Source organism: Anaeromyxobacter dehalogenans 2CP-1 (assembly GCF_000022145.1).
In the GTDB taxonomy this organism is placed as follows: Bacteria; Myxococcota; Myxococcia; order Myxococcales; family Anaeromyxobacteraceae; genus Anaeromyxobacter; species Anaeromyxobacter dehalogenans.
The window spans coordinates 4480797-4503698 of sequence record NC_011891.1 but is presented as its reverse complement, the minus strand read 5'-3'; the positions used below and the strand labels follow the sequence as shown (position 1 = coordinate 4503698).

The window sequence follows — 22902 nt, the reverse complement described above, 5'->3', positions numbered from 1 at the left end:
GGTCACGGTGACCCGGAGTGCGGACCCTCCGGTCCCACCAGGAGGGTCGGCACGTTCCCCGCAGGGGCGCGCCCGGGGTTCGACCAACCAGGGAGAGTCAACGATGACCGGCAAGAGGTGGATCGTCGCCGCGGCGCTCGCGCTGTGGGCGTCGCAGGCAGGGGCGGTGAACGGCATGCGCATGATCGGCTTCGGGCCGGTGCAGAGCGCGATGGGCGGCGCCTCGGTGGGCCTCCCGCTCGACTCGGCCACCGTGATCACGAACCCGGCGGGCCTGTCGCTGGTGGACGGCCGGGTGGACTTCGGGATCACCATCCTCGACGCGGACGTGCGCTACCGCGCGGTCGGCGCCGCCTCCGGGCAGGAGCAGACCTCCTCGCGCCGCCCCACGCTCATCCCCGGCTTCGGCCTGGTGGTCCCGCTCGGCGACCGGCTCACCTTCGGCCTCGGGGGCTACGGCATCGCCGGCCTCGGCGTGGACTACCCGCAGGACCTGCTGGGCGGCCGCCTGTACACGTCGTACTCCCAGCTCCGGCTCGCGCCCGGCGTGTCGTACCGCGTGACGCCCGAGCTCTCGCTGGGCGTGACCGCCAACATCATGTACGCGACGCTCGAGTACTCCGCCGGCGGCGGGCTCGGGCTGCAGCCGCGCGACGGCGCCATCTCGTACGGCGGCGGGTTCACCGTCGGCGCCACCTGGCGGCCCGTCGGGTGGCTCACCGCCGGCGTCGCTTACGAGAGCCGCGGCTGGTTCCAGGACTTCGAGTACGAGGTCCCGGCGCACACCATCGTGGTGGACCCGGCCACCGGCGCGACCGCGAACGTGGGCCCCGGCGTGGAGAAGCTGGAGCTCGATCAGCCCGACCTCCTGACGTTCGGCGTGGGCCTGCGGCCGGTGACCGGGCTGGCCGTCGCCGCCGACGTGCAGTGGATCCGCTGGTCGCAGACCAACGGCCGCAACCAGCCGCGCCTCCAGACCGACCCGGCGCTCACCGGCGGGATGCAGCTCGACCTCGACTGGTCGGATCAGTGGGTGCTGAAGGTCGGCGCCGAGTACGCCGCGGCGAGCTGGCTGAAGCTCCGCGCCGGCTACGACTACGGCAAGAGCCCGCTCAACGCGGACCGCGCGCTCGAGAACCTGGCGTTCCCGGCGGTGCTCGAGCACCACGTCACGGCGGGCGTGGGCCTCGAGCTCGGCCGCACCTCGGTGAGCGTGGGCGGGACCTACGCGCCCGAGGGCAAGCAGGCCGGGTCGAACCTCGCGCAGGGGATCGCCGCGTACGAGACCACGTTCACCGCGTGGACGCTCGACGTGGGCGTCGCGCACCGGTTCTAGGCGGCACGGGCCCGGGGCGGCGGCACGGACCGCCCCGGGCCTTCTTCTCACCGTGAGCAGGGGAGGTGATCGCCGGCCGCGGCCAGGCGGACCTCCTGCCTCCTCGCCCGCAGGCGGGAACGGCTCCGGGGCGTGGCCGGCCGGCCGCCACACCGGATGTCCGCGAACGCCCCGGCCTTGGTGTGGCCACCCCTGCGGCGACGTTGACCATGTGGGTCCAAGGCGCGACATCGGTGTGACCCTCAGGCCCACACCGGAGCCCGCATGCGCGCCGCCCTCGTCGCCGCCTCGCTCGCCGTCCTCGCAGGGCTCACGTCCTGCTCCTCGTCCTCCACACCGACCGCGTCGGCCGCCTCCGCCGCCCGCGGCGGCACCGCGCCGGGGCGGCTGCCCGGGCTGCACGGCGCCGCGACGATCACGCGCGACGGCGCCGGCATCGCGCACCTGCGCGCCGCCGACGAGCACGACCTGTTCCTGCTGCAGGGCTGGGTGCACGCGCAGGATCGCCTCTTCCAGATGGACGTCACCCGCCGCCGCGCCGCCGGCCGGCTCGCCGAGCTGCTCGGGCCCGGCGCGCTCCCCGGCGACGTGCAGCTCCGCACGTTCGGCCTGGCGCGGGCCGCGGCGCGCAGCCTGCCGCTCCTCTCGACGCGCGCCGTGGCCGCGCTGGAGGCGTACGCGGACGGCGTGAACGCCTGGGCGGAGACGCACCCCTTGCCGCCCGAGTACGCCGCGCTCGAGCTCACCACCTTCGAGCCCTGGACCGTGCAGGACTCGCTGCTCGCCGCCAAGCTCATCGCGTTCGGCCTCTCGTTCGACGTGGACGACGTCGAGCGGACCGTGGCGCTCGCGACCTACCAGCAGGCCGGGGCCGCCCTGGGCTTCGACGGCGCGGCGCTGTTCTTCGAGGACCTGTGGCGCTCGGCGCCGTTCGACTCCGCCTCCACCGTGCCGGACGCGCTCGCGCCCTCGCCCGCCGCCGCGGCGACGGCCCGGGCCGCCGCGCCGAGCACGGAACGGCTGCACCCGCGCGCCGTCGCGCTCGCGGCCGAGTTCCTCGGCCGGGTGAAGGGCGACGCGTTCCTGAGCCGGCTCACCGATCGCGAGGAGCGCGACGGCTCCAACCAGTGGGTGATCGCGGGCGCGTACACCGCCGGCGGCAGCCCCATGCTCGCGAGCGACCCGCACCTCGCGCTCGGCGCGCCGTCCACCTTCTATCCGGTGCACCTGCAGGCCGGTCCGTTCGACGTCATCGGCAACAGCTTCGCCGGCGTGCCGTCGGTGGTGGTCGGGCACAACCGCCACCTGGCCTGGGGCGCGACCGTGGACCCGTTCGACGTGACCGACGTCTTCCAGGAGCAGGTGGTGCCCGATCCGACGTCGCCGAGCGGGCTCGCCACCGTGTACCAGGGCGCGCTCGAGCCGGTGATCCCGTACCCCGAGGCGTACCTCGCGAACGTGATCGGCGATGCGGCGATGAACGACCTCGTCCCGGTGCCGCCCGGCAACGGCATCCCCGCCGCCACGCTGGTGGTGCCGCGGCGCAACCAGGGCCCCATCATCCAGCTCGACCCGACCACCGGCGTGGCGCTCTCGGTCCAGTACACCGGCTTCTCCGGCACGCGCGAGCTGGACGCGTTCCTCGGCTACGACCTGGCGACCGGGATCGACGACTTCGTCACCGCCATGCGCCACTTCGACGTCGGGTCGCAGAACTTCTGCTACGCCGACGACGCCGGCAACATCGCCTACTTCACCCACTCCGCCGTGCCGGTGCGCGAGGACCTGCAGCAGGGGACCGTGGACGGCCTGCCGCCGTTCTTCATCCGCGACGGCACCGGCGGCAACGAGTGGCTGCCGGTGCAGCACCCGCAGCCGCTCCAGGTGCTGCCGTACGAGGTGGTGCCGCTCGAGGAGCTCCCGCACGTCGTCAACCCGCCCGCCGGCTTCGCCGTCAACGCGAACAACGACCCCGCCGGCCTGACGCTCGAGAACGCGCCGCTCACGAAGCTGCGCCCGGGCGGCGGCATCTACTACCTCGCGCCCGGCTTCGACGCCGGGTTCCGCGCCGGCCGCATCACCCGGCGCGTGAAGGACGTGCTCGCCGCGGGGAAGATGACGTTCGAGCAGATGCAGTCCATCCAGGCCGACGTGACGCTGCTCGACGCGGAGGTGCTGGTGCCGTACCTCACCGCGGCGCTGGAGCACGCGCGGCGCGAGGGCGCGCCGGCGCCGCTCGCGGCGCTGGGCGCCGACGCCGCGGTCGCGGACGCGGTGGCCCGGCTCGCCGCCTGGGACGGCTCGACGCCCACCGGGATCCCGGAGGGCTGGGACTCCGACGATCCGCCCGGGAAGCTCTCGCCGCCCCCGCAGGCCGAGGTGGACGCGAGCGTCGCCGCCACCATCTACTCGACCTGGCGCGGCCAGGCGATCCGCAACGTCATCGACTCGAAGCTCGGCACGATGCCGCTCCCGCCCAGCCAGCAGGCCATGACCGCGCTCCGCAACCTGCTCGACCGCTTCGACGCGCAGCAGGGCGTCGGCGCCTCCGGGATCGACTTCTTCGCGGTACCGGGCCTCGAGGCGAGCCCGGCCGACCGGCGCGATCTCGTGCTCCTGAAGAGCCTCGCCGACGCGCTGGCGCTCCTCTCCGGCCCGGACTTCGCCGCCGCGTTCGGCGGCTCGACCAACCCGGAGGACTGGCGCTGGGGCAAGCTCCACCGGATCGTCTTCGCGCACCCGATGGGCGGGCCGTTCAGCGTGCCGACCGCGTTCGGCGCGTTCCCGGCGCCGCTCCCCGGGCTCCCCGGCATCCCCACCGACGGCGGCTTCGGCGTGGTGGACGCGTCCTCGCACGGCGCGCGCGCCGCGTCCGCGAACGCGTTCATGTTCTCGAGCGGCCCGTCCAACCGGCTGGTGGTCGAGCTCTCGCGCGGCGCGGTGAAGCGGGCCGAGTCGGCGTGGCCCGGCGGCGCGAGCGGGGTCCCGGGCGAGTGGAACGACCTCAACCTGCTGCCGCTCTGGCTCTCCAACGACACCGTCCCGCTCTTCACCCGCGCGTCCGACCTCGGCAAGGACACGCACGACGTGGTGCAGCTCGTGCCGTAGTCAGGGCGCGGCCGCCGGCGCCTGGGAAGCCGGCGGCCGCCGCTGCACCGCGCTCCGCACCGCGCTCACGAGCTGGCGCCGGCCGAACGGCTTGAACAGCACCGGCGCCGGCGCGAGCAGCGCCTTCACCGCCGGGGCGGCGAGGCCGGTGGTGAACAGCACCGGCACCTGCTCCAGCTCCGGGTAGCGGTGCAGCGCCTCCGCGACCCCGAGCCCGCCCGAGTCCGGCAGCATCACGTCGATGACCATGACCTGCGGGTGATCGCGCAGCGCCGCGCGCACCGCGTCCGCCCCCGTCGCGACCAGCGTCACGTCGAAGCCCGCGCCCGCGAGGCAGCCCGCCATGGCGACGCGCAGGTCGTCGTCGTCCTCGACCAGCAGCACCTTCGGCTGCGCGGTTTCACGGTGGTCTTCCATGGTGGCTCCCGTGGGGTGAGGGTGGGCGCGCCCGCTCGCGGGGAGGTCTCCGCTCGCAGTGCCGGAACGCATGTCGTTGAACCACGAGACAGGCGCCGCATTCCGGAGAAGATCGCCGCCGATCGGGGCGCGACCATTCCGGTGAGGTGACGATGCGGCGACACGACGCGACTCGAGAATCGGTCGGACGGAGCGTCGGGCTCGACCGCGAGGCGAGGGGCCCGGCGCGCGGGAGCGGGTGGAGCGGTCGTGGCGGACGGGCGCCGCCACGACCCCGGACGCTACTTCACTTCGCCTTCGGAGCGGCCTTCGTCTCCTTGGCCGGCGGCGCGGCGGCCGCGCCCTTCGACGCGTCGTTCGCGCCCTTCTCGCGCTGCGCGGCGTTCTTCGCCGCCTTGGCGTCGGCCTTCGTCTTCACGTCGGCCGCGGCGGCCGCCCTCGCCTCCGCCTGGGCCGGCGTGTCCACGTGAGGCTGGGTGTTTCTCTTCTCGAGATCCTTGAAGCTCATGCGCGTTGCCTCTCTTGCGTGCGCGGCGCGGCGACGAACGAGCGCGCGCGGACGGTGTCCGCGCGTGCGCGCTGCGGGCCTTCGCCGTGCGGAGGTCCGTGTGCGGACCTTCAATCGGTTGTCGGGGAGTGGGCGGCGCGGCGCCGATCGGACCGTGCGCCCTGGTCCTCCCGAGGCGGGAGGCTCTCGGTGGATGTAATCGAAGGACGGGGAGATGTCGACCCGTCGCCCTGAGATGACCGCCGCCGGCGCGGCGAGCGCCGGGGCGCTCCCGGTGGTATACCGGTGTCAGCCGGCGCAGCTCGCCGGCCTCCAGGACGCCGTGAGCGACACGGCGGAACTCACCCGCGCCACCCTTCGTGCCACGACGAGCCGCTGCGCGCCCCAGGGCGCGCGGTGCGCGGCGGGTGCGCGACCACGGCGGCGCCGGCAGGAAGCGACCAGACATGGTTCCGGATCCGGGACGAGACGCGTCGAAGGGCGGCACGCTGAAGGCGGTCCTGACGGCGCTGCGCGAGCAGCTGATCGACCCCGTGTTCGGGCCGCTCGGACGCCTCGCCTGGTGCCGCAAGCAGCGCCGCCTCCTGCGCGGCTCCGATCGATCGGTGGTGTGGGTCCGCGGCGCCGCGGTCGAGTGGGCGGAGTGGGGCGCGCGCCACGGCTACTTCGAGGTGGAGCGCATGGACGGGCTGTCCTACCTGCGCGTGCTCGGCGCGCCGGCGGCCTGAACCGGCCGCGCGCCCGGTGGGCCGCGTCCCAGGTGCGGGCTCGGCTGGTGGGCCGGCCTCGGGACGGCGTAGAACGCCGCGATGCTCGCCCCGCGCGCGGTGACCTTCCAGGCGGCGGTCGAGGCGCTCGAGCTCGGCGTCGAGGGCTTCGAGCGGTGCGTGGACGCGCTCCGGCGCAGGCCCGGGCTCGTGCTCCTCGACAGCCGCGCGGTGGACGGCCGCCTGGGGCGGTTCTCGTTCGCCTGCTTCGATCCGTTCGCGACGCTGGTGGCGCGCGACGGCCAGGTCGAGCTGCGACGCTGGACCGGCGAGCGGGCCACCCTCCGCGGCAAGGTGCTCGACGTCGTCGAACGGCTCCTCGCGGCGCACCGCCTCGAGGTGGACGCGGGCGGGCTTCCCGCGCCGTTCGTGGGCGGGGCCGCCGGTTACCTCGGGTACGGGCTCGCGGGTGAGCTGGAGCGCCTGCCACGCGCCGCGCGCGACGCGAGCGGCGCCCCGGACGCCGTGCTCGGCCTCTACGATCGCGTGCTCGTGCTCGATCGCGGCGCGGGCCGGGCGTACCTCGCCTGCCTCGCCTCGCCCGACCTCCCGGGCCGCGCGCCCCTCGGCGAGGTCCGGCGCGCGGTGCTCGAGGCTGCGCGGCGGGGCACCGCGCCCGACGACGCGGCGCCGGACGACGCGGCGCCGGACGAGCCGCTCTCGCGCGACCTGACGCGCGACGCGTACCTCGCGGCGGTGCGGCGCATCCAGGACCACGTCGCCGCCGGCGACGCGTACCAGGTGAACTTCACCGGGCGGTGGTTCGCGCCGGCGCGCGGGCGCGATCCCTGGGCGCTCCACCGCCGCCTCATGCGGCTCAACCCGGCGCCCTTCGCGGCCTGGCTCGGCTTCGACGCCGTGCAGGTGTCGTGCGCCTCCCCGGAGCGCTTCCTGCGGGTGGACGGCGCCGAGGTGGAGACGCGGCCGATCAAGGGGACCGCGCCACGCGGGGCGACGCCGGAGGAGGACGCGCGCCTGCGGGCGGCGCTGCTCGCGAGCGCGAAGGACCGCGCCGAGCTGGCCATGATCGTGGACGTGGCGCGGAACGACCTCGGGCGCGTGTGCGCGCCCGGCTCGGTGCGGGTGGACGCGTTCCCCGAGGTCGAGCGCCACCCCTCGGTCCACCACCTCGTCGCGACCGTGCGCGGCCGGCTCGCGCCCGGACGCGGCGTCTGCGACCTCCTGCGCGCCGCGTTCCCCGCCGCCTCGATCACCGGCGCGCCCAAGATCCGCGCCATGGAGATCGTGGACGAGCTGGAGCCGGTCGCGCGGGGCGTGTACACCGGCAGCATCGGCTACCTCGGCTTCCAGGGCACCGCGGACCTGAACGTCGCCATCCGCACGATCGTCGTCGCGGGCGGCCACGTGCACCTGCACGCCGGCGGCGGCATCGTGGCCGACTCCGTGCCCGAGGCGGAGCACGGCGAGGCGGAGCTGAAGGCGCGCAACCTCATCCGCGCCGTCGCGAGCTGGCACGAGGTGGCGAGGTGAGCGGGCTCCTGCTGCTGGAGGCGCTGCGGTGGGAGCCGGCGGGCGGCTGGTTCCTGCTCGACCGGCACCTCGCGCGGCTCGCCGGCGCCGCGGCGCGGTTCGGCCATCCCTTCGATCCGGCCGCGGTCCGGGCGGCGCTCGAGGGCGCGGTGGCCGGGCTCGAGGGCTCGCGCAAGGTCCGCCTCGAGCTCGCGGCCGATGGGCGCCTCGCGGTGGAGGCGCTGCCCCTCCCGTCCTCGCGGCCGCTCGGCGCCGCGCTCGCCCCCGACCCGGTGGACTCCGCCGACGCCTTCCTCCGGTTCAAGACCTCGCGGCGCGAGCCGTTCGAGCGCGCCCGCGCCTGCCACCCGGAGTCCGACGAGGTGATCCTCTGGAACGAGCGCGGCGAGCTCACCGAGACCAGCACCGGCAACCTGGTGCTGGAGCGCGGCGGCCGCAGGCTCACCCCGCCTGCGTCCGCCGGGCTCCTGCCCGGCACGTTCCGCGCGCACCTCCTCGAGGCCGGCGAGCTGGAGGAGGCGGCGCTCACGCTGGGTGACCTCTCGCGCGCCGAGCGGATCTGGCAGGTGAGCTCGGTGCGGGGCTGGGTGGAGCTGAAGCTCGAGCCGCGGGGGCGGTGAGGGGGCGCTGCGGCCCTCGCCCGGCGGCCCGGCGCCGCGCCGACTCGTCGCGCGGACGAGGCCCACGCCGGCCCACCTTGGCGCCGCCCCGAGTTCGTGCTGTGCTGCCGCGCCGTGAACGTCTCGCGAACGGTGACGGTGATCCTGCTGGTGCTCCTGCTCGGCGCGGTCGGCGCCGGGCTCTTCCTCACGCGCGATCGCGGCGCGCCCGACGCAGGCGCGGCCGGTGCGCCGTCGGCCGGCGGCGGCGCGCCCGGGCAGGGGAGCGCCCGCGGTGGCGGAGCCGGCAACGCACCCGCCGGCGCGCCGGGCCAGGGCCCGGGCGGCCAGCGGCCGCGCCGCACGCGGCTCGTGGACATGCGGCCGCTCCTCACCGCGAAGCAGCTCTCCGCGTTCGCGAGCACGCCCGAGGAGCAGGAGCTCTCGCGCCAGGCCGAGCGGCTCGCCGACCACGCCATCGACCTCGCGTTCGCGGTGGCGATGCGCGACGCCGCCGAGAGCGTGCCCGAGCAGACGCCGGAGCTGAAGGCGCTCGCCGACGCGCGGGCCCGGGCGCAGGCGGCGGTGGACGCGGCCGAGGGGCGGGTGGCGGCGCTCGAGGCGAGGGTGAAGGCCGCGCCGGAGCGCGAGCCGGTGGAGCTCGAGGACCAGCTCGAGGTCGCGCGGGCCGAGCTGGAGCTCGAGAACAACGAGCTCGCTTCCGCGACCGATCAGCTCCAGCGCGCCGGCGGCGATCCGCAGGTGCGCATCCGCCGCCTGCGCGAGGTGTACGACGCCGCGCAGAAGGAGCCGCGGCCGCCGGTCGCGGCGGCGCCCGCGACCGCGCCCAGCCTGCTCTCGCGCTGGCGGGGGTGGAGCTGGCACCGCGCCAAGGCGGCGCAGCTCGCGGCCGCGCAGGCCGACATCCAGGATCGCGCGCAGCGGCTCGCGAAGCGCCGCGACGACCTCGTGGCGCGGAAGAAGCGCGAGGCCGAGGAGCGCGAGGCCGCGAAGGCGTCCGCCGCGCGGGTGGCCGCCGGCGAGGCGGCCGCAGCGGATCGCGCCGCGAAGGCCGAGGCGGTGAAGGCGCTCCAGCGCTTCAGCGACGACCAGCGCCGCCTCGCCACCATCGGCCGACGCCTGCAGGACCTGAACGAGCTCTCCGACACCTACGGCCAGTGGCGCGAGGTGGTGCACGGCCACGTCCGCGCCGCGCTGCACCGGCTGCTGTGGGGCCTGCTGGGCCTGCTCGCGGTGGTGGCGGCCGGGTTCGGGCTCGGCGAGGCGGTGGACCGCTTCTTCCGCAAGCGCGCGAAGGAGCGGCTGCGGGTCGAGACCGTGCGCACCGTGGCGCGCCTGGGCGTGAACGTGGTCACCGTGCTCGTGGCGCTCTTCGTGGTGTTCGGCGCGCCCGGGCAGGCCACCACCGTCCTCGGCCTCGCCGGCGCCGGCCTCACCGTCGCGCTGAAGGACTTCATCGTCGCCTTCTTCGGCTGGTTCATCCTCATGGGCCGAAACGGCATCCGCGTGGGCGACTGGGTGGAGATCAAGGGCGTGGGCGGCGAGGTGGTGGAGATCGGGCTCTTCCACACCGTGCTGCTCGAGACCGGGAGCTGGAACGACGCCGGCCACCCCACCGGCCGCCGCGTGTCGTTCGTGAACTCGTTCGCCATCGAGGGCCACTACTTCAACTTCTCCACCTCCGGCCAGTGGATGTGGGACGAGCTGCGGCTGCTGGTCCCGCTCGGCCGCGACCCGTACCCCGTCATCGACGGCGTGCAGCACCTGGTCGAGAAGGAGACCGAGGCGAACGCCAAGGCGGCGGAGAGCGAGTGGCGGAAGACCACCTCGCGCTACGCCGTGCAGAGCTTCTCGGCCGTGCCCGGCATCCAGGTGGTGCCTGCCGCGAACGGCATGGAGGTCGTGGTCCGGTACATCACCCGCGCCAGCCAGCGCCACGACGCGCGCCAGCGCCTGTACCGCGCCGTGCTCGAGCTGATGCACGGCCCTCGGGCGGCCGGACCCGCCTCGCCGCCGGGCGCCGCCGGGCCGGGCGCTTCGCGCTGAGGAGCGCGCGGGGCCGCGGCGCGTCGTGGCCGTTGTCGGCCATGACCTCGCGCAGCCGGCCTGCGAGGTCGAGGTCCGCCTCGCGGGCGCGGCGGGCCAGCTCGAGCAGCGCCGGCCAGGCGGCGACGCACCCGTCCACCGAGCGGGCCTCGAGCACGTCGAGCGCGCGCCGCACCGCCGAGATCGCGATCGCGTTCCCCTCCGCCGTGAGCGCGCGGATCGAGGCGCGGTAGGCGCGGGTGCCGTCGCTCGCGCCGCCGCCGAAACGGGTCGCGAGCTCGAGGTCGAACGCGGCCATGCGGCTCGCGCTCACCAGGCCGGTCGGCCCGAAGTTGCGCTCGTGGAACGCCTCCGACAGGAACCCCTGGAGCAGGTCCAGCCGCGGGTCCCGGAACGCGTAGTCCGGCGCCGCGTCGGTGCCCGCGAGCCGGCCCTCCGCCGCGAGCCGCGCCGCGATCGCGGTCCCGACGTACGGGAACATCTTGGTGAAGTGGACCGAGGCGTCGCCGCGGCGGCCCAGGTCCTCGAGGAAGCCCACGCTCTCCCGCACCGACGCGAAGGTGGAGTCCGGGTCGAGCAGCATGAAGCCGTAGTCGAACGCCAGCCGGAGGCGGCGCAGCAGCGCGACCCCGCGCCGGACGGCGTCCACCGTGAAGCGCTTGTTGCACGTGCGCAGGCCCTGCTCCGAGCCCGACTCGATGCCGAGGTACACCCACGTCAGCCCGACCCCCCGGAGCCGGCGGAGCAGGTCCGCGTCGAGGTCGTCCACGCGGCAGGAGATGCGCCAGGCGATGCGCCGGCCGAGCCGTCGCACCTCCAGCTCGCGCGCGAACGCCTCGATCCACCCGCGCGCCCGCGGGCCGCGGGTGGCGAGGTCGTCGTCCTTGAAGATGAAGACCCGCACGCCCTTGCCGTCGTGCAGCGCCTGCATCTCGTCCGCCACGTTGCCCGGCGAGCGGGTGCGCCGGCGCGGACCCGGCGGCTCGCCGTAGAACGTCTGGACCGAGCAGAACGAGCAGTCGTAGTAGCAGCCGCGGCTCGCCACCAGCGAGGCGATGCCCACGCCGCGGGCGGCGAGCGTCTCGCGCCGGCGCACGGGGAACGGCAGCGCGTCGAGCGTCGGGACGAGCGGCCGCGCCGGCGTCGCGGCGGGGACGCCGTGGTCGCGGAACGCGAGGCCGGGGATCGCGCGCCAGCGCGCCGGCTGGTCGAGCGCGCGCACCAGCTCGAGCAGCGTGAGCTCGCCCTCGTGGCGGACCACCGTGTCCAGCCCCGGGACCAGCGCCAGCGTGCGCTCCCAGGCGAGGCTGGGGAAGTGGCCGCCCATGGTGAAGTGGGCGGCGACGCCGTTCGCGCGAAGGTACGCGACGAGGTCGGCGAAGTCCGGGAGCATCCCCTGGAAGATGAGCGAGAACCCCACCAGCCGGGGACGGCGCGCGCGCAGGTAGGCGAGCAGCTCCCGGCGGACGCCCGCGCGGTAGGGCGCGAGGTCCACCGTCACGCCCGCCTGCGCGAGGTAGGCGGCGAGGTACCGCAGGCCGAGGTTCTCCTCGTCCTCGTAGCCGACCAGGACGACGTCGCAGCCCGCCATCGCCGCCTCCGCGCGGCGGGGCAGGAGCGGCTCGCCCGCCGCTGCCCCGCCTCGTCGAGCTACCGCGCCGCCTCGATCGCGACCGCCGAGGCGTTCAGGTACTCGATGGTCTGCTTCAGCGCCGCGACGCGGTGGTCACGGACGAACCGGAGGAAGTCGATGGGGCGCAGCTCGGGCGGCGGGTCGCCGGGATCGAGGTGCGGCGGGAGCCGGGCCGGATCGATCTGCAGCTTGTCCGGGAAGCGCGCCAGGAGCTTGAACTCCTCCTCGGTGAGCTCGAGCTGCTCCTGCATCGCCTTCGCCGCGGCGCGGATCCGGCGCACCCGCAGGTCGGCCATCTGCTTCAGCGCGGCGGCGTCGAGCGCGCCGCGATCGATGCGGCCGAACAGCGAGTCGCGCCAGCTCCCGAAGCCCGGGCCCGGGTCCGCCACCGGTCCGAAGTGCCAGCCTCCGGCCCAGGGCCCGCGCAGGCCCGCGATGCTGCCGGCCAGCGCCTCCGGGCCCGGGTCGGGGATGGGGCCGAACACCGGGTGCAACCCGCGGGTCGGGACCTTCGCCCTGCGCGACGCCCTCCGCGTGGCCCGCGCCTTCTTCCTCGTCGCCATGGTCTCCCCCTTTGCTGCCCGTGGATCGCGGCGACGCTAGCAGGATCACTCTGCGTCGAAACGACGGCCACTCGGGGTGCTCCGAGCGTACCAGCACGGAATGTCGCAGCCGGCGCGCGGGCCGACCCCGAGGAGGGGGAAGCACGGACAGCGGAGGCGAGGTCGGGTGCCCGCTCACGCCGACGCCGGCCCCGGGATCGCGAACGGCAGCTCGCCGTCGCCGAGCGCGGACGCCTCGAGGCGCGCCCGCTCCGCGGTCGCGGCGTCGCCCGCCTCGCGGGCCACGCGGCCCAGCAGCTCCCACGCCTCGCGCGCCGCGGGGTGGAGCAAGGTCACCGCGTCGAGCATCGCCCGCGCCTCCGCCGCGTGGCCCTTCGCCAGGTGGAAGCGCGCCATGGCGAGGTGCGCCCCCACGTCCGCCTCGTCCGAGCGCTGCAGCAGCGCGTAGAGGCGCGGCGTGGACGGATCGTCCGCGTCGCGCTCCGGGTCGGCGAGCGCCGCGCGGAGGTGGCGGCTGATGAGGTCGAAGGAGTGGCGGAACGGCGGCGCCAGCGGGTCCTTCGCGATCGCGGTGGTGATCTGCTCGAACGCCATCTCCAGCTCCCCCGTGTAGTCGGCCGCCACCGCGCAGGCCCAGTGCAGGTGCGCCGAGTCGAGGCCCGCCTGGCGCGCCTCGGCGATCAGGCCGCGGTAGATCTCGAGCGCCTCCGGCGCGCGCTGCTCCTCCGCCAGCTGGTAGGCGCGGCGCAGCTCGCCCAGGATCCGGTTCGTCGTCTCCTTCGCGGTCATCGAGTCCCCGCTTCCTCGGCGCCGCGCCGCGTTGCGCGCGCCGGACGGTGGAGCGCGCGGGCGCGCGCGATGGCGGCCGCGGCGCCGTCGAGGTCGCCGCGGCGGATGCAGTCGCAGGCCATCGCGAGCAGGCCGGCGACGCCCAGCGTGTAGGGCTGCATGGTTCGCTCCTTTCCCGGGACGCAATGGGTCCCGCGCCGCCCGCGATGCGGGCGGATAGGTTTGGATTGATCGCGTGGGCCGCCGGGCAGGATCAGCCTACCCGGCGGGCGGACACGTCCGGCCGCTCGCCCGCGAGGGGCGACGGCGGGCGCGGCGGGTCACCGGGCGGCCGGAGCCACCCCGCGGACGCGCCAGGGCCCTGCGATTACGTCGTCTTCTCGGGGGTCGTCATGGGTCCTCCATCGCAGGCGGCATTGCCACAACCCCGGTCGATGCCGACCGGGAGCTGGCCGAGGGTCTCAGGGCCGCCGCCCTCGCCTCGTCTTGATGGAATCGGGCCAAACGTCATCGAACGAACAGGAACATTGCCCCAGATTGCGCGGAAAGTCAATGCCGGGTGCGCGCGGGGCGGCGCGGGCGCCCGCCGTGCTTCACGCCGTCTCGGGCAGCAGCACCAGCTCCGAGGTGATGGCGATGGCCGGGGAGAGGCTCCGGTAGACCGGACAGGCCTCGTGATAGAAGCCGTGCACCCGCTGCGCCGTCGCCGCGTGCTCCGGCGTCGCGCGCAGCTCCAGCCGCGCGTGGATGCGCCGGATCACGAGCACCTTGCCCTCCAGCTCCACCTCTCCGGTGACGGTCACGGTCAGCCGGTCGTCGGTCGCGGGAATGTGGCGCGCCTCCAGCGCGCCTCCGAAGGTCCCCAGCAGTCAACCACCGGCCGCCGCGATCACGTAGTCGAGCGTGGTCGCGTGCGGCTCGTACGTGCCTGGTGCGCGCCCGTAGTGCTCCGCGACCGCGCCGTGCGTCCCGAAGATCACCGGCGCCTGCTCGGCGGGCAGATGGGCCTTCCGCACCGAGCCCGGGAGGCGCTCGATGTGGATCTCCGGGCGATAGACGACGTCCGCCATGGCCGGCCTCCGCGATGCCGCCGGGCGATCCGGCGGGCGGAGCGGTAGATGCCGGCGCGCGGTCGTCCTCGCCGCGGCGATACGGGGGTATCCGCGCCGGCGCGCCGGGCGGCTCGTCGAAGGGCGAGCGGCCGCGCCCTCAGGCCTGCACGGCCGACAGCGCCAGGCAGCCGAACTGCTCGGCGAGCGCGACGCGGTCGTCCACCTCGCAGTCGACCGCCGCGTTCGCCATCTCGTCGAGCGTGGCCTCGAGCGCGACCGCGATGCTGCCGACGCCGGCGCGCGCCAGGGTGGCCGCGAGCGCGGTGTAGTACCAGAGCGAGCCGCTGCGGCCGCCGGGCAGGTGCGACCAGGCCTGCGAACCGCGCGTGCGCAGGTCGGTGACGATGGCGCGCGCGTCGTCGAGCTTGTCGGCCGCCGCCACCAGCAGCACGTCGCGCGGCGTGGTGGCGAGGCGCGCGAGGTAGGCCTCCTTGCGCGCGCGCCAGGCCGGCTCGGCGCTGTCGAACGCGTCGCGGCAGCCCGCCACCAGGTCCGCCACGCGGGCGCCGAACGCCTCGCGGATCGTCTCGAGCGTCGCCCGCGCGTCGCCGTCGGCGGCCACGCCGTGCAGCAGCGCGGCGATGGCCTGGTCCTCGTCGCCCCCGAAGTGCAGCACGTTCGCCGCCGCGCCCAGCAGGTGCGTGAGGTACGGCGCGCCCGAGCCGGGCCGCTCCTGGCTCGCGTGAAGCTCGTGCGCCTTCGCCACGGCGGAGATGAAGCGCTGCGTGAGGGGGACGTTCACCGATGCACCTCGGGTCCAGTGGCCCAGCGCCAACACGAGTAAGACACGCCGCCGCGGATGTCAGTCACATGATCCCCGCGGGTGCGTCGCGAACCACCGGGAAACCAGGGGCGCGGTGGGTGGCTCGCGGGGCCGCGCGCGAACGCTGCGCATTGGACCCACACCGCCGGCAGGGCGTCCGCGGGACGGACGGTCACCCACCGTGAACGCCGGCCGGTCAGTGCGCCGCCCGCTCGTCCTCGGCGAGGTGGCATCGCTTGTACTTCCGGCCGCTGCCGCACCGGCAGGGGTCGTTGCGGCCGGGCCGCAGGGCGCGGGCGACCCGCGCTGGCAGCGAGGCGGGAGAGGGGACGGCGGAGGGATCGAACGGGACGAGCAGCTTCGCGCCCTCCTCGAAGGCCGCGTCGATCCCCGCCTGCTGCTCGGCGGTGACGGTCCCACCCGAGGCGCGGATCGCGCCCGCGATCCTGGCGAGGTCCTGCCACGCGCAGAGCGCGCAGTCGGCGATCGGAGCGCGCAGGAGCCGGTCGAGCATGCGCGACAGGACCTGGACGGCGCGCGGGTCGTCGGGGCCGGCGCAGCGTTCGAGCTCGGCGAGGAGGGCTTCCAGTTCGGTCATGACGGCCTCCGGGGGTTCGGGGATGGTCCGCCGCGCGGACCGTCTCGCCGCGCGGTGGACCCACCGCCGGCGCCGAAGGCCGCAACCGGAGCCACGGCCCGTCGGTGGAGAGGTCCCTCAGCAAGCGGCGTGCGCGCGGGAGGCGATGTCGGATGCGCGGGGTATGGGTGAGCGCATGCCCCGCCGCCCTCGCGCCCTCCGCGACGCCATGGCCGAACGCCCGCAGACGCCCTACCTGCCGGACGGGCGCCTCGATCCGAAGGAGTGGGAGATCGCCTGCACCGCGTGCAACGCGCTCCAGCTGGCGGTGCTCCCCGGCGAGCCGTGGTTCGTGAAGGCGCGCCCGGTCGAGGTGCGCGGACAGGGCGTCGAGCTCGAGGTGGTGGTGCGCTGGCTCTCGCCCGAGGTGGTCGAGAAGGTGCCCGACCGGGTGGACGGCTACCTCGTCGAGATGGTGCTCGAGTCCGAGCTCGCCCACGACGAGCACACGCTGCACTGATCCCGGCGCGGGGCCTCACACCCAGCGGAGCCCGCCGTCGGCGGTGAACAGGAGCCCCGCGTCCACCGCGCCCTCCCGCGCCACGCCCAGGGCGACCAGGATCCGCGCGTAGCCCCGCACCTGCTCGACGTAGGCCGCGTGCGACGCGTGCACGTCGCCGGCGGGCGGCGCGTCGGTCTTGAAGTCGACGACGACCACGCGGCCGCCGCGGACGCCGAGCAGGTCCACGTAGCCCTGGACGAGCTTCCCGTCCCCCGCGAGCGCCACCGGGTACTCGAGCTGCAGGTCGGGCCCGGGTGCGCGGCGCAGCCCCGCCTGCTCGAGCGCGGCGAGCGCCCGGGCCACGTCGTCGGCCGCCTCGGCGCGTCGCTCGGAGAGGCCGGTCGCGCCGGCCGCCCGCGCGACGGCGGCAGCGGGCGCGAGCGCCGGGTCGCGCAGCACGAGCCCGATGGCCAGGTGGACCGTGTCGCCAAACACGCGGCCGTGGCGGCTGGTACGCTCCGGCCTGGGTGCGCCCGCCTCGCCGGGCCGCTCCGCCGCCTCGACGAGCGCGTGCGCCTCGCCGGTGACGGACGCCGGCGCGAACCGCGGCCGGGTCGCGTCCGCGCTCGCGGACTGCCAGGCGGCCCTCACCTCGGCGGCGAGCGCGGAGCCGTCGGTCGGAGGCCGCGGCGCGGGGGCGGGGAGCTCGCCGGCCCACGCCGGCTCCGCGCCGACCAGGTACGGATCGAGCGTCTCCACCGGCGCGGCCGCCTCGCCGGAGACGAGCCGGCCGGTGATCCACTCCGGGTCCGGCTCGCCCGCGACCGGCAGGACCAGCAGGTCGCGCGCGCGGGTCGCGGCCACGTAGACGAGGCGCAGCCGCTCGGCGTCGAGGTAGCGCTTCTCGCGGCCGGCCACCTCGCCGCCCTCCGGCTCCTCCCACTCGAGCCCGTCGAGCGCGACCGCCCAGGCCTCGCCGGTCCGGTCCACCACGAACGGCGCGCGCACGTCGCGGGCGGCCAGGTTCGCGCACCCGTCCCAGAGGACGACGACGGGGAACTCGAGCCCCTTCGCCTGGTGCACGGTGAGGATCTGCACCGCGTCGGTCCCGACCGGCCTCGGCGGATCGAGCTGGACCGCGTCGTCCACCCAGGCGCGCAGCCGCGCGGTGGTTGCGTCGTAGTCGAGCCCCTCGGCGGCGACCGCGTCGAGCACGAGGCACAGCTCGCGGAGCGCGTCGAGCCGCTGCGCGCCGTTCGGGCCGAGCGCGGCCGCGCGGCCGAACGCGGTCCGCTCGAGCAGGTCCCGGGCGGTCGCGCCCGGCGGGCGATCGAGCCGGGTCCGGCGGAGCTCGCGAACCATCGCCTGCGCCGCGCGCGCGCGGAGCACGCCCGCGTGCGTGGACGCCGGATCGGCGGCGCGGGCCCGGGCGAGGTCGTCGTGATCCACCGCGAAGAACGGCGGCCGCAGCAGCGCCGCCTGCGCGATCCCGTCGTCGCGGTCCGCGAGCGCCCGCAGGCCGAGCAGGAACTGCTGGTGGAGCGGATCCTCGAGGAACAGCGTCCCGCCCCGCGCCGCGTACGGCACGCCCAGGCGGTCCAGCTCCGGGAAGAGGAGCGGCAGGTTGGCCGTGGCGGTGACGAGCACGGAGACGTCACCGTAGCCGGCGGGCCGCAGCGCGCCCGTCGCCGGGTCCACGATGGTTCGCCGCTTCCCCTCGACCAGCCAGCGGAGCCACGCCGCGAGCGCCGTCGCCTCGGTGGCCCGCAGCTCGGGCTTCTTGCCGGACTCCGCCGCGAGCGGCAGGACCTGGACGGCGGAGGGCGCGCCGCCGTCGCGGCCCGCGAGCAGCGGCTCGTTCGCCACCGTCCCGGCCTCCGGGTCGAACACCGGCGCGTCGGCGGCCGCCTTCCCGAGCACGCCGTCGAACGTCCCGTTCAGCCACCGGACCAGCGCCGGCTCGCAGCGGAAGTTGGCCTTCAGCTTCGCCACCACGTGCGGGCCGCGCTCGACGATGGCCCGCACCGCCGCGTACACGCCGATGTCGGCGCGGCGGAAGCGGTAGATCGACTGCTTGGGATCGCCCACGATGGTGAGCTTGCCCGGCACGAGCCGGACGTCGCGCCAGTCCCCGGCCACCGCGCCCTGCTCGCAGAGGTACAGGACCACCTCGGCCTGGAGCGGATCGGTGTCCTGGAACTCGTCCACCATCACGTGGTCGAACAGCGCCTGGTACTCCGCGCGGACGGCGCGATCGCGCTGTAACAGGTCGCGCAGCTCGAGCAGCAGGTCGAGCTGATCCACCGCGCGGTGGCGCGCCTTCACCCGCTCGTACATCGCCACCACCGCGGGCGCGGCGGCGACGAGCCGGCGCGCGAGCCAGCGGGCGAACGGGCGGAGCAGGTCGTCGCGCAGCGAGCCCTCGCGGAGCGCCTTCTTGCCGTCGTCGCCGAGGAACGCCTTGTAGAGCGCCCAGCCCGCGGGGTCGCCCGGGAAGTCCGCCTTCATCCCGAGCTTGCGGTGCGGCGCGCACCGCAAGAGCTCCTTCAGGACGAGGACCGGGTCCTCCTGGTCGCGGATCCGCTCGATCCGCCGCCGCGTGGCGGCCACCCACCGCGATCCGGCGCCCTCGCCGCTCGAGTCCGCGGCGTAGCCGAGGAGCTCGTCCGCGAGGTCGCGGAACTTCCCGAGGTCCGGCCTTCGCGCCGCCGGGACGACCGGCGGGACGTCGCGCGTGTGCACCAGCGCCTCGATGAGGCAGTCGAGCCCGGGGACGACGCCGTGGTCGTGCACGCGCCGCTCGGCGCGGACGCCGGCGCGCAGCGCGTCGAGGAACGCCGCCTGCGCCGCCGCCGCGAGCTTCGGGTCGAGTCCGGGCAGCTCGTCCGCGAGCGTCCCCGCCTCGACCGCGTGCAGGAACGCCGCGAACGCCTCGTCCACCAGCGGCGCGTCGTCCTCCACGATGTCGTACGACGGCGAGAGCCGCGCCTCGACCGGCCGGAGCCGCAGCAGCCGATCGGCGAACGCGTGGATGGTGCCCACGTGCGCGGTGTCGAGCGCGGAGAGCGCGTCGGCGAGGCGCCGGCGCCGGAGCTCCGTGAGGTCGGCCCGCGCGAGCGCGCGCAGGAGCGCCTCGCGGATGCGGAGCCGCAGCTCGCCGGCCGCCTTGCGCGTGAAGGTGACCGCCGCGATGCGCCCGAGCGGGAGCGCGGGCCCGTCGTCCTCGGGCGCGACCCGCTCCACCAGCCGCGCCACGAGCAGCGTGGTCTTGCCCGTCCCGGCGCCGGCGTCGGCAATGACGTTCTCGTCGCGGGCGTGGATGGCCCGTTCGCGGTCGGCCTGGTCCGGTGCGGGCTTCCGCGGGCTCATTCCTCGTCCCCCTCGTCCAGCTTCAGCGCGCGGAAGCGCGCGAGCGGCCCGTCCTCGACGTCCGCGAGCGCCTCGCGGGCGCGCCGGGTCGCGCCGCTGCCGCAGACCACGTGGAACGGGCAGTAGGTGCAGTCGCCCTCGTCGGCGCTGGGCGGGAACCACCGTGCAGCGAGGAGGTGCGCCGCAGTCGCGAGCCACTCGGCCGTGGCCTGCTCGAGCGCGCCCGCGTCGGCGCGGAACGCGCGCTCCTCCACCTCGCCCCGGCCGCTCGCGTACGCGTAGGCGCCCTGGACCTTCACCGGCGTCCTCCACGCCTTCGCGAGCTTGCGCGCCGCGAGCTGGTACAGGCCGAGCTGCACGTCGCGGAGCGGCGTGGGGCCGGCCTCCTTCCCGGCGCGCGGGTGCGCCTTGCCCGACTTGAGATCGCGCACCAGCGTCACGCCGTCCTCGGCGTCCACGCGATCGATGTAGCCGTGGACGTGCAGCGTCTGGCCGTCCGCGTCCACCGAGAGCGGCGCCTCGGGGGTGCCGAACGGCAGCTCCACGCCGACGAACCGGCGCGGCCCTCCCTCCCAGTCGTAGGCGAGGAACTCGCGGAGCGCGTCGTGCAGCCGCTCGCGCTCCTTCTGGCGGACGCCCTCGCCGACGAGCGGGACCTCGGAGAGGAGCCCTTCGAACGCGCGATCCGCGACCGCGCGCGCACGCAGCTGCCACTTCCCGAGCGTGCCCTCGCGGCGCGAGAACGCGTCCCCGTGCTCGCGGTAGAACAGCTCCACCACGCGGTGGAGCAGGCTCCCGAACGAGAGCGGGTCGAGCTCGCGGAGCGAGGGCGCGCCGGCGGGCTCGTCCCAGCCGAGGATGCGGCGCATCAGGAACAGGCGTGGGCACTGCAGGAGCTGGCCGAGCGCGGAGGCGGAGATGGGCCGCTCCGGGGCGATGCCCGGGACCGGCGGGAACGGGCCGCCGCCGTCGAAGATGCCGTCCGAGGGGCCGAGCGGGCCGGTGGGCGTGCGGAGCGCGGCGAGCCGGGCGAGGTCCACCACCGGCGCGCCCGTCCACTCCGGCGGGAGCGCCGCGGCGGTGCGGGCGACGCGGTCGAGCCAGCTCGCGTCGGAGATCGGGTGCGCGTCGCGGAACCGCGCGGCGGCGCTCGCCGCGGGCCGGAACGCGTCGCGGCGGAGGGCGGCGCCGTCCGGGACCGCCTCGGCGGGCTCGCCGGTGCCGGCGTGCGGGCGTGCGAGCGCGGCGGCGGCGTCGATGAAGATGGCGCCCGGCTCGCGCTCGGTGCGGGCGAGATCGACGCGCGGGGCGGAGAGCGCGACCGCGTCGCGGGCGCCCTGCACCGCGGCCACGAGCGCGTGCACCTGGGCGGCCACCCGATCCTCGGCACGCGGGACCACGCGGCCCGGTGCGCCGCGCTCGAGCTGCTCGCGGAGCGCGCCCGGCACCACCGGATCCTCGCGCGGCTGCGACGGGAGCACGCCCTCGCAGAGCCCCACGATCCGCACCGCGCCGAACCCGAGCCCCGCCGCGCCGGCCACCGTGCCGACGTACACCGCCGGCTCGCCGAACCGGCCGTGCGCCACGCGCAGGCCGAGCAGCTGGTCCTCGATGACCTGCAGCGCGTCGTCGCCCGAGAGCGCCTTCCCGAGCGTCCCCGCGCACGCCGGCGCGAGGGCCTCCGCGAGGCGAGCCGGGAGCGCGGCGCCCTCTCCCGGCGCGAGCAGCCAGCGCGCCAGGAAGCCCCCGAGCACGTCCGCGACGGCTGCGAGCGGCGCGCCGTCCACGATCTTGCGGGCGACGCCCACCAGCGCGTCGAGCGCCGGCCGGATCGCGCGCAGGCTCTTCAGCGTGCGCTCGAGCCGCCAGCGCTCCCGCTCCGCGGAGTCGTCGTCCGCGTGCACCTGCGCGAGCGCGGCCGCCAGCTCGCCGGCCCGCGCCGCGGCCCGCTCCGACCAGGCGAGCGCGCCGGCCGGGTGGGCCGGGTTGCCGCCGACGATCCCCAGGCCGAAGGCGAGCTCCATCGCCTCGCCGTGCGTGAGGTGCGTGCGGTCGCCGCCGGCGATCCCGTCGAGGCGGAGCGCGGGCAGCACCGGCGCCAGCGTCTCGGCGGAGAGGTGCGAGCGGAGCGCGCGCAGGACCGCGAGGATGCGGGCGCCCGCCGCGGTCGAGATGGCCGGGAGGCCGCCCGCGACGAACACCGGGAGCGGCCCACCGTCGAACGGCAGTCGCGCCAGCCGATCGGCGACGAGCCCCGCCAGCGGATCCTGCGCCGGCACGAGGATCGCGATCTCCTCGAGCGGCCGCCGCGCCTCGAGCACCTGGCGCGCGACCCACAGCGCGGTCGCCTCCAGCTCCGCCTCCACGCCCGCGTGCTCCTCGAGGTCCACCGTGCCGTCCGGCCCGCCGCTGCGCGGGCGCGCCGGATCGGCGAGCACCGCTGCGTCGGTGAGCAGGTAGGTCGCGAGGAGGTCGCGCTCGGTCGACTTCTCCGCGCGCGGTGAGCCCGTCGGACCCCGAGCGGCGAGCGCGCTCCGCACGTCGGTGCCGAAGAGCCGCGCCACCCGCTCCAGGTGCCGCTCCCCTATCGGCCGCGCCGTCTGAACCGCGAGCCGCACGTCCGGGATGGCCCGGAGGAAGCCCGCGTGCACCGCGTCCTCGTGCCCGGTCGCGAGCGCGAGCGTCGGACCGAGGAACGGCCACGCGCACGGGTCGCGGGCGAGCAGCGCCGCGGCCTCGTGGAAGATCCGTGCGGAGGAGAAGGAGGTCCCCGCGCCCGCCTCGGCGCGCGACCAGAGCCGCGCCAGGTCGCGCGCGGCGGCCGGCTCCGCCGGGAGGTCCCGCGGGCCGAGGCCCGCCGCCTCGAGGTCGCCGATGGCGCTCGCGAACGCCTCGTCCCAGCCGCGCGTCGTGCGGAGCAGCTCGAGGTCGAAGTGCTCGAGCGGCAGATCCTCCTGGAAGAGCGCCAGGAGCCGGGCAGGGCGGAGGGCGCCCTCGCCCGGCGTGAACGCGACGCCCGCGGCCTGGAGCACCTCGATGGCCGCCGTGAGCGGCCCGAGGAACCGCGTCCCCGCGAGCACCCCGGCGCGCCCCGTCCACGCCAGCTCCCGCCGCAGCGCGTGCGCGTGGCGCTCCGAGGGGACGAGCGCCGTGCGCGACGGCAGCGGGCCCGTCGCCGGCAGCGCCGCGACCGCGTCCGCCCACTCGCCCAGCGTGTCGATGACGGTGACGTTCACGCGCGCCTCTGAGACCGATGGTACGCCCGGGGACCGACACGCCGGCACCGCCCGGGCCCGCGTGG

General features: G+C 76.1%; 18 protein-coding genes and 1 pseudogene. 7 read left to right on the top strand and 12 right to left on the bottom strand.

The window, feature by feature from the left end:
- Window positions 1-103: 103 nt before the first annotated feature.
- Window positions 104-1336 (top strand): OmpP1/FadL family transporter, encoded by a 1233-nt coding sequence (locus tag A2CP1_RS20335; RefSeq protein WP_015935083.1) that lies wholly within the window; start codon window positions 104-106, stop codon window positions 1334-1336.
- Window positions 1337-1600: 264 nt separating this feature from the next.
- On the top strand, window positions 1601-4444 hold the full coding sequence (locus A2CP1_RS20330; protein WP_015935082.1) for a penicillin acylase family protein: 2844 nt from the start codon (window positions 1601-1603) through the stop codon (window positions 4442-4444).
- Here A2CP1_RS20330 and A2CP1_RS20325 read toward each other — a convergent pair whose 3' ends face one another.
- Together A2CP1_RS20325 and A2CP1_RS20320 are read right to left on the bottom strand one after the other, a co-directional pair.
- Window positions 4445-4861: a response regulator transcription factor gene (locus tag A2CP1_RS20325; RefSeq protein ID WP_015935081.1), complete on the bottom strand. Its 417-nt coding sequence runs from the start codon at window positions 4859-4861 to the stop codon at window positions 4445-4447.
- Between the two features lie 286 nt (window positions 4862-5147).
- The gene (locus A2CP1_RS20320) at window positions 5148-5369 is read right to left on the bottom strand and encodes a hypothetical protein (RefSeq protein ID WP_015935080.1); all 222 of its coding nucleotides are present in this window, start codon (window positions 5367-5369) and stop codon (window positions 5148-5150) included.
- Between the two features lie 446 nt (window positions 5370-5815).
- Between A2CP1_RS20320 and A2CP1_RS20315 the strand changes: the two genes are divergently transcribed.
- The 4 genes and pseudogenes from A2CP1_RS20315 to A2CP1_RS24115 form a co-directional block, all read left to right on the top strand.
- Window positions 5816-6097, top strand: a complete 282-nt coding sequence (locus tag A2CP1_RS20315) for a hypothetical protein (protein WP_015935079.1) — start codon at window positions 5816-5818, stop codon at window positions 6095-6097.
- An 81-nt stretch (window positions 6098-6178) separates the two neighbouring features.
- A complete protein-coding gene (gene pabB, locus A2CP1_RS20310; RefSeq protein ID WP_015935078.1) occupies window positions 6179-7627 on the top strand; it encodes an aminodeoxychorismate synthase component I in 1449 nt (482 codons plus the stop codon).
- A complete protein-coding gene (locus tag A2CP1_RS20305; protein ID WP_015935077.1) occupies window positions 7624-8247 on the top strand; it encodes an aminotransferase class IV family protein in 624 nt (207 codons plus the stop codon). The genes pabB and A2CP1_RS20305 overlap by 4 nt, the downstream gene beginning before the upstream one ends.
- A gap of 357 nt (window positions 8248-8604) precedes the next feature.
- Window positions 8605-9813: pseudogene (locus tag A2CP1_RS24115) on the top strand (mechanosensitive ion channel family protein); the annotation flags it as partial.
- 349 nt (window positions 9814-10162) lie between these two features.
- On the opposite strand, the gene A2CP1_RS24110 reads toward A2CP1_RS24115, so the two are convergent.
- From A2CP1_RS24110 to A2CP1_RS20270, 8 genes are all read right to left on the bottom strand, one after another.
- Window positions 10163-11884 (bottom strand): B12-binding domain-containing radical SAM protein, encoded by a 1722-nt coding sequence (locus tag A2CP1_RS24110; RefSeq protein WP_015935076.1) that lies wholly within the window; start codon window positions 11882-11884, stop codon window positions 10163-10165.
- Window positions 11885-11943: 59 nt separating this feature from the next.
- Window positions 11944-12489: a hypothetical protein gene (locus A2CP1_RS20295; protein WP_015935075.1), complete on the bottom strand. Its 546-nt coding sequence runs from the start codon at window positions 12487-12489 to the stop codon at window positions 11944-11946.
- Window positions 12490-12663: 174 nt separating this feature from the next.
- Window positions 12664-13278 carry a tetratricopeptide repeat protein gene (locus tag A2CP1_RS20290; protein WP_015935074.1) on the bottom strand — a complete coding sequence of 205 codons (615 nt, stop codon included), beginning with the start codon at window positions 13276-13278 and terminating at the stop codon, window positions 12664-12666.
- Entirely contained in the window at window positions 13275-13439 is a 165-nt protein-coding gene (locus A2CP1_RS23530) for a hypothetical protein (RefSeq protein WP_015935073.1), read from the bottom strand. Before A2CP1_RS23530 ends, A2CP1_RS20290 begins: the two co-directional genes overlap by 4 nt.
- Window positions 13440-13871: 432 nt before the next feature.
- Entirely contained in the window at window positions 13872-14144 is a 273-nt protein-coding gene (locus A2CP1_RS20285; protein ID WP_280959892.1) for an OsmC family protein, read from the bottom strand.
- A gap of 3 nt (window positions 14145-14147) precedes the next feature.
- Entirely contained in the window at window positions 14148-14348 is a 201-nt protein-coding gene (locus A2CP1_RS20280; RefSeq protein ID WP_015935071.1) for a hypothetical protein, read from the bottom strand.
- A 139-nt stretch (window positions 14349-14487) separates the two neighbouring features.
- A complete protein-coding gene (locus tag A2CP1_RS20275) occupies window positions 14488-15132 on the bottom strand; it encodes an HD domain-containing protein (protein WP_015935070.1) in 645 nt (214 codons plus the stop codon).
- A 217-nt stretch (window positions 15133-15349) separates the two neighbouring features.
- Complete coding sequence (locus A2CP1_RS20270; protein ID WP_015935069.1) at window positions 15350-15751, bottom strand: SEC-C metal-binding domain-containing protein; 402 nt, start codon at window positions 15749-15751, stop codon at window positions 15350-15352.
- 175 nt (window positions 15752-15926) lie between these two features.
- Here A2CP1_RS20270 and A2CP1_RS20265 point away from each other — a divergent pair, with 175 nt between their 5' ends.
- The gene (locus tag A2CP1_RS20265; RefSeq protein WP_011422925.1) at window positions 15927-16250 is read left to right on the top strand and encodes a hypothetical protein; all 324 of its coding nucleotides are present in this window, start codon (window positions 15927-15929) and stop codon (window positions 16248-16250) included.
- A gap of 15 nt (window positions 16251-16265) precedes the next feature.
- Here the strand turns inward: A2CP1_RS20265 and A2CP1_RS20260 are convergent, their stop codons facing one another.
- Window positions 16266-19601, bottom strand: a complete 3336-nt coding sequence (locus A2CP1_RS20260) for a UvrD-helicase domain-containing protein (protein WP_015935067.1) — start codon at window positions 19599-19601, stop codon at window positions 16266-16268.
- Window positions 19598-22837, bottom strand: coding sequence for a PD-(D/E)XK nuclease family protein (locus A2CP1_RS20255; protein WP_015935066.1), 3240 nt, complete (start codon window positions 22835-22837; stop codon window positions 19598-19600). Before A2CP1_RS20255 ends, A2CP1_RS20260 begins: the two co-directional genes overlap by 4 nt.
- Window positions 22838-22902 lie beyond the last annotated feature (65 nt).

Coding starts and splice junctions, on each gene's coding strand:
- A2CP1_RS20270 (WP_015935069.1), bottom strand. CDS start 15,751: ATGACCGAACTGGAAGCCCTCCTCGCCGAGCTCGAACGCTGCGCCGGC.
- A2CP1_RS20325 (WP_015935081.1), bottom strand. CDS start 4,861: ATGGAAGACCACCGTGAAACCGCGCAGCCGAAGGTGCTGCTGGTCGAG.
- A2CP1_RS20295 (WP_015935075.1), bottom strand. CDS start 12,489: ATGGCGACGAGGAAGAAGGCGCGGGCCACGCGGAGGGCGTCGCGCAGG.
- pabB (WP_015935078.1), top strand. CDS start 6,179: ATGCTCGCCCCGCGCGCGGTGACCTTCCAGGCGGCGGTCGAGGCGCTC.
- A2CP1_RS20260 (WP_015935067.1), bottom strand. CDS start 19,601: ATGAGCCCGCGGAAGCCCGCACCGGACCAGGCCGACCGCGAACGGGCC.
- A2CP1_RS20320 (WP_015935080.1), bottom strand. CDS start 5,369: ATGAGCTTCAAGGATCTCGAGAAGAGAAACACCCAGCCTCACGTGGAC.
- A2CP1_RS20335 (WP_015935083.1), top strand. CDS start 104: ATGACCGGCAAGAGGTGGATCGTCGCCGCGGCGCTCGCGCTGTGGGCG.
- A2CP1_RS20290 (WP_015935074.1), bottom strand. CDS start 13,278: ATGACCGCGAAGGAGACGACGAACCGGATCCTGGGCGAGCTGCGCCGC.
- A2CP1_RS20330 (WP_015935082.1), top strand. CDS start 1,601: ATGCGCGCCGCCCTCGTCGCCGCCTCGCTCGCCGTCCTCGCAGGGCTC.
- A2CP1_RS24110 (WP_015935076.1), bottom strand. CDS start 11,884: ATGGCGGGCTGCGACGTCGTCCTGGTCGGCTACGAGGACGAGGAGAAC.
- A2CP1_RS20280 (WP_015935071.1), bottom strand. CDS start 14,348: ATGGCGGACGTCGTCTATCGCCCGGAGATCCACATCGAGCGCCTCCCG.
- A2CP1_RS23530 (WP_015935073.1), bottom strand. CDS start 13,439: ATGCAGCCCTACACGCTGGGCGTCGCCGGCCTGCTCGCGATGGCCTGC.
- A2CP1_RS20315 (WP_015935079.1), top strand. CDS start 5,816: ATGGTTCCGGATCCGGGACGAGACGCGTCGAAGGGCGGCACGCTGAAG.
- A2CP1_RS20265 (WP_011422925.1), top strand. CDS start 15,927: ATGCCCCGCCGCCCTCGCGCCCTCCGCGACGCCATGGCCGAACGCCCG.